Genomic DNA, 10,676 nt, shown 5'->3' on the forward strand with positions numbered 1-10,676 from the left:
AACATGTATGAAAGAAAGGTTGTGCACCGTGAAAAACTGGGTTGTTGCTCTGATGATCTTCATGTCGTATGTGTTGCTCCAGATTGCCAGCATTTTTCTTGCCCCTGAATTAATTGTTTACTTCACCGGCAAAGACTTGTCCAAAGTAGAAGCCGTGTCTCAAGGGTTCGCTTGGACGTTATTCATTACGCAAGGTGTCGCAGCGCTCATAATCGCCGCGATCCTGTTACGAAATAAAAAGTTCTTACCTGTATTTAAAGGAAAGCCATCGGGATTCGGAAGCGTTCTTCTATGGGGGATACTTGGTTTCTTCCTCGCCATGGCTGGACAAATTGTAGGAGCTGCGATTGAGTCGGTGTTCGGTGTGACCGCAGGCTCCGAGAATACGGAGTTATTGTCGAATATCTCGAAAACCGCCCCTATTATTATTTTTGCCATGGTGTTGTTTGCACCGTTCCTTGAAGAAGTCGTGTTCCGCCGGATTATTTTCGGTGGCTTGTACAGAAAGACGAACTTCTGGGTCGCTGCCATTGTCAGCGCCATCGTCTTTGCAGCTGTGCATGGTGAGTTGCAACACTTACTCATGTACTTGATGCCAGGTCTCGCGTTCGCTTTCGTCTATTACAAGACCAAGCGACTGCTAACTCCGATGATTGCCCATTTCATCATGAACAGTTTCGTCACCGTCGTGCAATGGAATGCGGATAAGCTGCAACAATTACAAGATATGCAACAGAGTATCATATTATTCCTGCAATAGAAAAAATCTCCCCGTGAATGGGGAGATTTTTTAATATGGATATGCAGAAAGATGAATCTGGCCTGTGGTTCGGGGATTGGAGTTCCAGCAGGGGACGCTTTCCTGAGGGCGCGGCCCGAGCCTCCAGGAGTCGCCCCTACTTCCACTCCAATCCCTACATTTAAAATATATGGATATAGATCACTTACTGACAGTGTGGTCTGAATTATTTTCAGTCTTTTACTTTTTTAGTTCAAGTGCAATTGTCTAGGTTTCTACTTATACTTTTCCAATCAGATTTCAGAACACAACAGTAGTTGATCGTAAGTGGAATGCTCCCGATGGATCAGCGTCCACCTGGAACGTCGATCAACGGCGTCTCACCCACTCTCAAAATCATTACTGAGCCGCCATAACTTGCACCATCTTATCAATATCAGGCTTCGCTGTTCCTCTCACGTTCTCTGTCAAAATACTAAAGATCAGCTCTTGGCCGCTCTTTGTCTTCACATAGCCGGATAACGAATCCGTACCGTTGAGTGAACCGGTCTTCGCCTGCACCTTGCCTCTGACAACAGGACTCGTCAAACGGTTGCGCAATGTCCCGCCTAGCATGCGGTCGTTCACGCCTGCGATTGGCAACGAACGCTCAAACGCTGGATACCATTCCTTAGACTGAGCAGCATACAGTACTTCCACAATCTTCTCGGAAGGGATTTTATTCTTATGCGACATACCAGAGCCATCCTCTAGATACATACCTTTCGTGCTAATGCCGTCTTTTTCTAACGTTTCCCTAACGACACGCAAGCCGGCATTCCAGCTTCCTTCATTATATACTTCACGCCCCATGGACTTGGCCAAGATCTCTGCATGTGAGTTGTTGCTGTACTTCATGAATGGCATCATCAAATAATATAAGGACATCGACTCTTTCTTTGCGAGTAACTCTGCATTCGCAGGAGTTTTCCCACGTGTTACACGAGCAGTCGATTGAAGTTTGACGCCTTCTTTAGCTAGCGCGCGTTTAAAGACGTCTGCAGTAAAGGCTGTCGGATTGGATACCGTCACCCATTGGCGCTTGCCATTCGAATTGAGTGGAACATTACCCGAAACAATAATTGTGTTCGTGCCTTGTTGACGTTTAATTGTAACGGTGTTGCGTTGGTTTTTCGGTACAGTGCGTGTGCGATTAACGACTTTTACGATGTCTGTGTGCGGAGTCAGTGTCACTGCTCCCGCCCTACCGTTTCGTGTCGGCTTCGCATGGACAATTGTCGTACCCGCGTCGTAGTCTTTATTCGGCGAGATCGTCAGTGCTGAAACTTGCGCTGCGTAGTAATACGTCTCATCCGACTTATGAATACCGGGTGATAGACGCTGTGTATCAAACCATGTATCGTCCGCCACGATATGTCCGGTTACGGATTGGATGCCTGATTCACGCATTTGGCGTGCCATGCGCAATAAGTCGGCTTCAAGTAAGGTCGGATCGCCTGTCCCACGCAAATATAGATGACCGTCGAGGATACCATTTTTCACTGTGCCGTTCGTTAAGACATCTGTATCGAATGTATAATCTTTCCCTAACACTTCAAGTGCAGATGTACTTGTAAGAACTTTGACATTTGATGCAGGTGTGACTCCTTGATTGCCACGATATTGATAGACTATGCGATTAGTATCCGCTTCACGTACGATGACGCTGCTTCGTGTACCACGCATACGCTGACTTGAAATCACTTGATTAATCCCTGTTTCTAAACCTTTATAGGACTGCTGAGCCGCAGCTGCTTGACCTTCTATAACTGGAGTCGTAACACTCACTATAAGCAACATTGCACCTAGTAACCATTTGCTCCATTTAGTTGGAGTCTTTTTACTGTTCACTTGTATTCATTTCCCCCTACTCATTCTATTCTTAGATAGTTTACCATAGGGGCATTGGTAAATGAACCCATATTTGACCACGTCAAGGAAAACGTAAAAGATCCTCCTGCGCGAGCAGGAGGATCTAAATGGATTTACTTATCGTCTGTTTTATTCATCACTTCATCAATCTGACGCTGTTGCTCTGCCTTCACTTCTTCCATCTGGCGCAGACGTTCCGCTTTCTCGAACTTCCGATAACCTAGACGTGAAATCACAATACTGACCTCATACAAAATGAATAGCGGAACCGTGGTGAATAAATGTGACACAATGTCCGGTGGTGTAATGAACGCTGCCAGTACGAACAAAACGAAATACGCAACTTTTCGTATTTTGACAAGTACCTTAGGTTGCAACACACCGAGACGTGATAAAAATAAAATGACAATCGGTAACTGAAAGACGAAACCGAACGGCAATAGTAGCGAGAATAAAAAAGAGAAATACTCATTAATACCGATTGTCTGCTCAATGTTTAATTGACCTGACAGATTAATCATGAATTTCATGACATACGGTAGCAATATAAAATAAGAGAAACTGATTCCTGCTAAAAACAGGAGAAAAGCAAACGGGATATATGACAGCGTGACACGCCGTTCCAAGTCACGAAGTCCCGGTGAAATAAAGGCCCAAAATTGATACATGATGACTGGTGAAATAATAACAATCGCAAGAAATACAATGACCTTCAAATAGATCACGACTGGATCTACGACGTTAAATGCATTCAATGTGACTTGTTCAGCCGGTGTATCGAACTGTATAAAATTAATGAGCGGCTTCGCCAAGAAAAAACTACCGATTGCCCCAACAATAAAGAAAACGACGATTACCATCAGCCGTTTTCGAACTTCATCTATATGTTCAATGATTGTTAAGTCTTTATCTGCCATCAGAATAACACCCTAACTCAGCGCACTTCTTCTTTCTTGTCTTCAACCTTTTTTACGTCGTCTTCGTCGTCTGTAAGGCCTTTAGTTGCGTTTTTGAACTCGCGCAATGAAGAACCGAACGCTTTACCGATTTCAGGTAATTTCTTAGGACCAAATATAAGCAATGCAATCACAGCAATAATCAGTAAACTTCCGATACCTGGAGCCATGTTGGCCACCTCCTTGTAATATGTCTATTCTACATGAAAACCTATAATTTTACTATCACAGTGTCACGTAATTTGTGAATCTTTTACGTCCGTTTTGATGAGATAAATCAATGTTTGCAACTCAACAGACAAGTCGATTGTCTGAATGCGGATTGTATCTGGTACTGCCAGCCGTTCAGGAGTAAAGTTTAAAATCCCTTTTACAGACGTTGTAGCGAGACGGTCTGTCAATTCCTGTGCAACACGTGATGGCACAGTCAAAATAACCATTTCAATACCCAGCTCATTAATTTTCTCTTCAATACGATCAGGTGGATAGATAAGAATATCGTTCTTCAGTTCGCCCTCATACGGTGCTTTCGGATCGAATGCGACCACAATTTTCGTGTTATGAATCTTTTGGAAATTGTATTTTAAAAAGGCGTTTCCGAGACTACCTACCCCGATCAATGCCACATTGGTTTCTTCATCTTGATCAAGCGTTTCACGGAAGAATTGCAACAAGGAGTCGACGTCATAGCCGTACCCTTTGCGCCCAAGCGCTCCAAAATGGGAGAAATCTCTGCGAATCGTTGCCGCATCAATCTTCATCGCTTCACTTAACTCACCAGATGAAATGCGTTGTACACCTTTATCTGCATAATTTCGTAAAAATCTATAGTATAAAGGCAACCGTTTTGATGTTGCCTGCGGAATTCTAGGTTTCCTCACAGCTGTGCCCTACCCCCATTGTCACTTCAATGACCAACCCCTCAACAAGGGTATAGCCGCTTTTATCGTACAGCACAACGAGTTCATTGTAAAGCCGATTATTGCATGAGGCGCCCCATTCCATTAAACTGATAAGGAATAGAGGTGTGGGGCTTGATTATTTTACAAGTGAATGGACTAACCAAGTCTTTTTCAGGTACGGATCTACTAGAGAACGTCCGTCTCGAAGTACAGCATCGAGATCGTGTCGCACTAGTTGGACGAAACGGTGCTGGAAAATCGACATTATTGAAAATCATTGCAGGTGAAATATCCGCGGACGAAGGAGATATCATCATTCCAAAAGGTGTACGTATGGGCTACCTCGAACAGCACAGCGGACTCGATTCGGAATTAACGATTTGGGATGAAGTGATGACGGTATTCGCACCACTTCGTGAAAAAGAAAGTCGTCTACGCGCGCTAGAGCATGAAATGTCGAATCCTGCGGTATATGAAGACGCGGACCGTTACGCTCGCGTCATGACCGAATATGATGAACTACAAATTGAGTTTAAGGAAGCGGGAGGCTATCAATTTGAAGCAGATGCCCGTTCTGTGCTTCATGGGATGCGTTTTTACCCGGATGATTTCGAGAAGCCTGTACATTTACTATCAGGCGGTCAAAAGACGCGTCTAGCGCTTGCAAGGATGCTTTTGAGCAAGCCAGATTTATTAATACTCGATGAGCCAACCAATCATTTGGATATCGAAACACTAAACTGGCTCGAACGGTATTTGTCTGGCTACGAAGGTGCGATTCTAATCGTTTCACATGACCGATACTTCCTCGATAAAGTCGTTACCACTGTTTATGAAGTATCTCGACGTAAAGTCTCAAGGTACAGCGGTAATTACAGCTCGTACTTAGACGAGAAAGCGAAGAACTATGAACGTGATCAGAAGTTGTTCGTTCAAGAAAAGGATGAACGGGCAAAGCTAGAGGAATTCATTCAGAAGAATATTGCACGTGCGTCCACTTCCAAAATGGCGAAAAGTCGACGGAAGCAACTAGAACGCAGGGACTGGATGGACTCCCCAGACGGCGATGAGAAATCCGCGAACTTCTCTTTCTCTATTGATCGGCCTAGCGGTAACGATGTCCTGTCACTAGACGATGTCAAAATCGGCTATGGCGAAGAGCCTGTATCGAAGAATATTAATCTGCGTATTTACAAAGGGGATCGTGTGGCTTTTGTCGGACCAAATGGTGTCGGTAAATCCACATTACTTAAAACCATAGTTAAGCGCAACGAACTTATGGGCGGCGAAATCCGCTATGGGACGAATGTTCAGTTCGGTTACTACGACCAAAACCAGGCAACACTTATCGGTTCCGGTACCGTCCTGCAAGAAATATGGGATGACTGGCCACTAATGAATGAAAAAGATGTACGCTCACTACTTGGACGCTTCTTGTTCACTGGCGATGACATAGAAAAACTCGTTTCTTCCCTGTCAGGCGGAGAAAAAGCCCGTCTTTCATTAGCACAATTAATGCTCGAAAAGTCCAATACATTAATCTTGGACGAGCCTACGAATCATCTAGATCTCGACAGCAAGGAAATACTAGAAAACGCACTCGACGACTTCCCTGGAACGATTCTATTCGTGTCACATGACCGCTACTTTATCAATCGACTCGCCACCAAAGTTATTGAAATGAGTGACGATGGAGCAGTTGAGTACCTTGGCGATTACGATTACTTCGTTGAGAAAAAAACGGAGACAGAAGAGATCTTAGCGGCTACACAACTCGAACAACGATCAAAAGAACCCGTCGTCAAGAAAGAAGTGGCGAATAAAGAAAACCAACGCCACGAACGCCGACTAACGAGATCCATTGCGGAGTTAGAGAAAAAACTTGAAGCGTACGACGAAGCAATCGAAACTTTGCAAGCCAAACTACTAGAACCCGAATTGGCGAACGATCACGTCGAACTAATGGATATTCAACGTCAAATTGATGAGATTCAAGCAATCCATGACGAACAATCAGAAGAGTGGTTGGTACTTCAAGATGAGTTAGAGAACTTGTAAAGATGTAGGAAGACTGAAGATTATGTAATACAAAACGAGCATTGAGAACTGATTGGTTCTTGATGCTTTTTTGTTTATGCTATTTTGGTTATGAGTGTTGCTGCGGTAGTTATGAGCTTTGGCAGTGTTGTGTAGGGCGGATGCGGGAGAGGTATGAGCGATTGTGGCATTGCATAGAGCAGACACGGGGAATCTATGAGCGGGCGCGGCATTGCATAGAGCGGACACGGGGGGATCTATGAGCGGGCGCGGCGTTTCATAGAGCGGACACGGGGGATCTATGAGCGGGCGCGGCGTTGCATAGAGCGGACACGGGGATCTATGAGCGGGCGCGGCGTTGCATAGAGCAGACACGGGGGATCTATGAGCGGACGCGGCGTTGCATAGAGCGGACACGGGGGATCTATGAGCGGCGCGGCGTTGCATAGAGCACATACGGGGGATCTATGAGCGGGTGCGGCATTGCATAGAGCACATACGGGGGATCTATGAGCGGCGCGGCGTTTCATAGAGCGGACACGGGGGATCTATGAGCGGGCGCGGCGTTGCATAGAGCGAACACGGGGGATCTATGAGCGGGCGCGGCGTTGCATAGAGCGGACACGGGGGGATCTATGAGCGGGCGCGGCATTGCATAGAGCGGACACGGGGGGATCTATGAGCGGGCGCGGCATCTCACAAATCGGACGTACATTCTATAGAGCAATCCAGGTATTTTATAAGCACTTCTGCGATAACTATCAGCACTTGTAGAAAAACACCATTCTTCAACTATATTAGCCAAACAATTACACGACAAATTGCGACAAGAAACCCTCCATTCCTCTTATCATTCGTCATTTTAATACTTTCATAAAAAATCGCAAGCTAAAATACACTTTATTTCTCCACAATCTTCTCCACAGTTCAAATCCCCATTTGAACACATATGAACATAGTTATCCACGTTGTCCACAATTATTTGTTTATTAGTCCACATAGTTATCCAATATGTATCCGTTTACCATACACAGGTTATGAATGTTACCCACAAACTATCCACAAACTGTGCATAAGTACGAATGTTCCCTCTTGACAAATTAATATTCGTCTAACAAAAAAACACACAATTTGCTGAAAGTTAGCAAACTGTGTGTATCTTCATTAATTCCATGATTTTAATGGCATTCCAGGTCGACCATTCATTCTAGAATCACTTCGAACGCCACTTTTCCACATCTCATAGCCAGCTGCAGCAATCATCGCTGCATTATCTGTACACAATGAAATAGGCGGAACATAAAAGGGAATTCCCTCATTTTCAAGCGCAGTAGTCAGCGATTTTCGCAGTCCTCGATTCGCAGCTACACCACCCGCTGCGATCACTTGCTTCACATCATATTCTTTCGCTGCTTTTACTGTTTTGACTGTCAGTACATCGACAACACTTTGCTGAAAGCCCGCCGCAACATGATCATGATTGATCTTTCCGCCTTTTTGCTCGATATTATGCTTATAATTGATAACGGAAGACTTCAATCCACTAAAACTGAAGTCATACGAATCTTTTTCGAGCCAAGCACGCGGGAAATCAATACTTTCATCACTCGCCTGCGCTAGCCGATCTACCTGTGGACCTCCTGGATAGGGCAAACCAAGTACACGAGCTACTTTATCATAAGCCTCGCCTGCTGCGTCATCACGCGTTTCACCGATCAATTCGAATGAACCATGTGACTTCATAACGACAAGCTCCGTATGACCACCTGAGACGATGAGCGCCAGCAAAGGAAACTCCATCTCATGAATCAATTGGTTTGCATAGACATGACCTGCAATATGATGCACACCAATTAACGGTAACTGATTCGCAAAGGCAAAAGCCTTCGCGGCATTGATACCGATCAACAATGCCCCCACTAACCCAGGTCCTTCTGTCACAGTGACTGCTTCCAAATCACTTGGTACAAGTTTCGCTTCATTTAATGCTTCCTGAATCACCAGTGTGATTTGTTCCACATGTAAACGCGAAGCTATTTCAGGAACGACACCGCCAAATTGCTTTTGCTGCTGGATTTGTGATGATACTATAGAAGAGATAATTTCCGTTCCATTTTTCACTATAGAAGCCGCGGTTTCATCACAGCTCGTTTCAATACCTAAAATATAATGATCTTTATCCATTAGAATTCCACCCACATGACGAGCCCATCTTCATGGTCGTCTGTATAATAGTTTTTCCTGATGCCGCCTTCTTGAAAACCTAACTTACGATACAACGTCCGTGCTGGTTCATTACTTACACGTACTTCAAGCGTCATGGTCTTTACCTCATTCAATCGGCACAACTCCATAGCCTGACGCATCAGATCTTCTCCATATCCCTTACCTCGGTAAGCTGAAAGTACGGCCACATTAGTAATATGACATTCATCGAGAACAATCCACATACCGCAATGCCCAATCACTTCACCCTCTAGGTCCGCTACAATATAATGAGCATACGCATTTCCTGTTAATTCATGCTCGAAAATCTCTTCTGTCCAAGGTGTTGCAAATGATTCGAGTTCTATACTCGCAACCGCTGGAATATCATCATGTGTCATCTTTCGAAATACCACTTCATTACTCATGGGAAGACTCCTTCTTCACCAAATTGGCTTCTGCTTCAGTAATCCTTTTATACTGTGGCGTAAACATATGCACTGTTTCCGCTTGTTCTGCACTTTGAGCCAGTAAAATAGCAGAAGATGCACGCGGCACATTCAGTGCGTACGAAGCAAAATGTGCTTGTTCTCCAAGATGCTCACGAATAATTGATTCATGCAGTTTCACATCTTCTCCAACAAATAAAATCGCCTCGTTATACTCTTTTAACTCCTTCAGCAACCCTGCAAGTGCACAGTGCTGATCTTCGAGCACATTGACCAGTTCAGTCCCCTTCGCACGATAGACACCAGCGTAGACATTAGATCTTCTTGCATCAATCATGGAACAGATAAAACCGTTGAATAGTTGTCCATTCAGTGCTAACGCCTTCAGACTCGATACACCGTAAAGAGGCTTATCAAGCGTCCAGGCAAGCGTCTTCGCAATCGTCACGCCAATGCGGACACCTGTATACGAACCTGGACCCTCAGAAACGGCAATTGCATCTATTTCCGAAGGAGTAATGTCTGCCTTACGACACGCCTCTTCCACTGCTGGCATTGCGCGTAGCGAGTGATTAATCTTCATCATACTTGACTCTTCGATAAGTAATACATCATCTTTAACAATGGCTACAGATAAAGGTGAATTTGCTGTATCTATACCTAACCATATCATGTAAAAATCTCCTCACAAATACGTGTAAATCGTTCACCTTTTGGCGTACATTCAACTTTACGGGAATCGGAACCTGTATGACGGATGACCAATTCCAACCGATGTTCGGGCAACTCTTCTTGAATATATTGTGCCCATTCCACTACAGAAATCGCATCTCCATAAAATAGCTCGTCCCAACCTAAGTCTTCCTCGCTATTGGCTAACCGATATACATCTAAATGATTGAAAGGGTAATCCCCTTCATACTGCTTGATAATCGTAAAAGTAGGACTACTGACTGTGCGTGTGATACCGATTGCTTTTGCAAGCGCTTTTGTGAATGTTGTCTTACCGGCTCCGAGATCACCTTCAAGTGTCAGTACGTCAGGTGGTCTTAGATAGCGACCGATCTCAGCAGCTAGCTTCTCCATCTCTTCAACGGACTCGATTTCTTTCTCCCACACGGCTAACTCACCCTTCTCTTCCTATTATAGTACTAGTGTACAGAAAAACCTCGTAAAACAAAAGCTAAGAAGACAGCATTGATTATTTACAATAAAAAAACGATCGCACCCGTTAAGGTGAAATCGTTTTGGAATGTTAAATTATGGCGGTCCCGACGGGAATCGAACCCGCGATCTCCTGCGTGACAGGCAGGCATGTTAACCGCTACACCACGGGACCACTGAAAAGAAGCAAAAAAATAAAGCCTAGCAACGTCCTACTCTCACAGGGGGAAACCCCCAACTACCATCGGCGCTGAAGAGCTTAACTTCCGTGTTCGGTATGGGAACGGGTGTGACCTCTTCGCCATCGTTACTA

Annotated in this window: 10 protein-coding genes, 1 tRNA gene and 1 rRNA gene; 2 read left to right on the forward strand and 10 right to left on the reverse strand. The window is 44.7% G+C overall.

Annotation, left to right across the window (positions count from 1 at the left end; translation table 11 throughout):
* The first annotated feature begins 28 nt into the window (after positions 1-28).
* A complete protein-coding gene (locus CSV68_RS13850) occupies positions 29-760 on the forward strand; it encodes a CPBP family intramembrane glutamic endopeptidase (RefSeq protein WP_233190505.1) in 732 nt (243 codons plus the stop codon).
* 378 nt (positions 761-1,138) lie between these two features.
* Here the strand turns inward: CSV68_RS13850 and dacB are convergent, their stop codons facing one another.
* The 4 genes from dacB to CSV68_RS13870 form a co-directional block, all read right to left on the reverse strand.
* Positions 1,139-2,629, reverse strand: coding sequence for a D-alanyl-D-alanine carboxypeptidase/D-alanyl-D-alanine endopeptidase (gene dacB / locus CSV68_RS13855; protein ID WP_099635415.1), 1,491 nt, complete (start codon positions 2,627-2,629; stop codon positions 1,139-1,141).
* A 134-nt stretch (positions 2,630-2,763) separates the two neighbouring features.
* The gene (gene tatC, locus CSV68_RS13860) at positions 2,764-3,567 is read right to left on the reverse strand and encodes a twin-arginine translocase subunit TatC (protein ID WP_099635414.1); all 804 of its coding nucleotides are present in this window, start codon (positions 3,565-3,567) and stop codon (positions 2,764-2,766) included.
* A gap of 17 nt (positions 3,568-3,584) precedes the next feature.
* Positions 3,585-3,776, reverse strand: coding sequence for a twin-arginine translocase TatA/TatE family subunit (locus CSV68_RS13865; protein WP_029055052.1), 192 nt, complete (start codon positions 3,774-3,776; stop codon positions 3,585-3,587).
* A gap of 63 nt (positions 3,777-3,839) precedes the next feature.
* Positions 3,840-4,487: a redox-sensing transcriptional repressor Rex gene (locus tag CSV68_RS13870; protein ID WP_099635413.1), complete on the reverse strand. Its 648-nt coding sequence runs from the start codon at positions 4,485-4,487 to the stop codon at positions 3,840-3,842.
* 153 nt (positions 4,488-4,640) lie between these two features.
* Between CSV68_RS13870 and CSV68_RS13875 the strand changes: the two genes are divergently transcribed.
* The gene (locus CSV68_RS13875; RefSeq protein ID WP_099662433.1) at positions 4,641-6,566 is read left to right on the forward strand and encodes an ABC-F family ATP-binding cassette domain-containing protein; all 1,926 of its coding nucleotides are present in this window, start codon (positions 4,641-4,643) and stop codon (positions 6,564-6,566) included.
* Positions 6,567-7,709: 1,143 nt separating this feature from the next.
* Here the strand turns inward: CSV68_RS13875 and tsaD are convergent.
* From tsaD to rrf, 6 genes are all read right to left on the reverse strand, one after another.
* Entirely contained in the window at positions 7,710-8,729 is a 1,020-nt protein-coding gene (gene tsaD / locus CSV68_RS13880; RefSeq protein ID WP_099662434.1) for a tRNA (adenosine(37)-N6)-threonylcarbamoyltransferase complex transferase subunit TsaD, read from the reverse strand.
* Complete coding sequence (rimI, locus tag CSV68_RS13885) at positions 8,729-9,178, reverse strand: ribosomal protein S18-alanine N-acetyltransferase (RefSeq protein ID WP_099635410.1); 450 nt, start codon at positions 9,176-9,178, stop codon at positions 8,729-8,731. The genes tsaD and rimI overlap by 1 nt, the downstream gene beginning before the upstream one ends.
* The gene (gene tsaB, locus CSV68_RS13890; protein WP_099662435.1) at positions 9,171-9,872 is read right to left on the reverse strand and encodes a tRNA (adenosine(37)-N6)-threonylcarbamoyltransferase complex dimerization subunit type 1 TsaB; all 702 of its coding nucleotides are present in this window, start codon (positions 9,870-9,872) and stop codon (positions 9,171-9,173) included. The genes rimI and tsaB overlap by 8 nt, the downstream gene beginning before the upstream one ends.
* Positions 9,869-10,318 carry a tRNA (adenosine(37)-N6)-threonylcarbamoyltransferase complex ATPase subunit type 1 TsaE gene (gene tsaE / locus CSV68_RS13895; RefSeq protein WP_233190504.1) on the reverse strand — a complete coding sequence of 150 codons (450 nt, stop codon included), beginning with the start codon at positions 10,316-10,318 and terminating at the stop codon, positions 9,869-9,871. Before tsaE ends, tsaB begins: the two co-directional genes overlap by 4 nt.
* A 144-nt stretch (positions 10,319-10,462) precedes the next feature.
* Positions 10,463-10,538: transfer RNA gene (locus tag CSV68_RS13900), tRNA-Asp, on the reverse strand.
* Between the two features lie 24 nt (positions 10,539-10,562).
* A 5S ribosomal RNA gene (gene rrf, locus CSV68_RS13905) occupies positions 10,563-10,676 on the reverse strand; the annotation flags it as partial.

The sequence above is a fragment of the Sporosarcina sp. P29 genome (assembly GCF_002743265.1).
Classification (GTDB): domain Bacteria; phylum Bacillota; class Bacilli; order Bacillales_A; family Planococcaceae; genus Sporosarcina.